Annotated in this window: 1 protein-coding gene; it reads left to right on the forward strand. The window is 65.1% G+C overall.

Annotated features, from left to right (window positions below; all coding sequences use genetic code 11):
- Nucleotides 1-409: 409 nt before the first annotated feature.
- A partial coding sequence (locus tag AC1DKD_RS41945; protein WP_477144826.1) for a DUF3499 family protein occupies nucleotides 410-519 on the forward strand: 110 nt, incomplete at its 3' end.

Below are 519 nucleotides of genomic sequence, written 5' to 3' on the forward strand. Positions count from 1 at the left end.
GTTCCAGCTCCGGTGGGATTTCATCCACGCCGAACCGCACGCCGTCCAGGGTCTTGCCCCAGATGTCGTGCAGCCGCTGGGCCGAGTCCAGCACCATGTCGTCAAAGCGGTCGGCGCGGGTCCGGTATCCGGGGTGGGTGGGCAGCATCACCTCGCCGCGGAGGCCACGCCCATGGCGGTTCCGGCGCCGCCGGGAGAAGCTCCTGCCACTGGTCTCCGTACCCGTTGCCACAGGGGCATCCGGGTCAGCCAACCGGACCGAAAAACCTGATTCATGGTTCGATGACTRCATACATCGACTGTAAACCCGGGGAAGGATTTACGCGATACATCCGCTGTTCCCTGGGGGCGCGTCGGCCTGGGCGGCAATGCGCGGCTTTTCGCCGGGGAAGGGGTAGTCTGTGATGTCGTGGGAGCTATCCGTCAATGTTCAAGGTCTGCCTGCCGCCAGTCGGCGGTAGCCACCCTGACGTACGTGTATGCCGATTCCACCGCCGTCCTGGGTCCGCTGGCCACCTA

Source organism: Cupriavidus sp. 05T313, assembly GCF_056396665.1.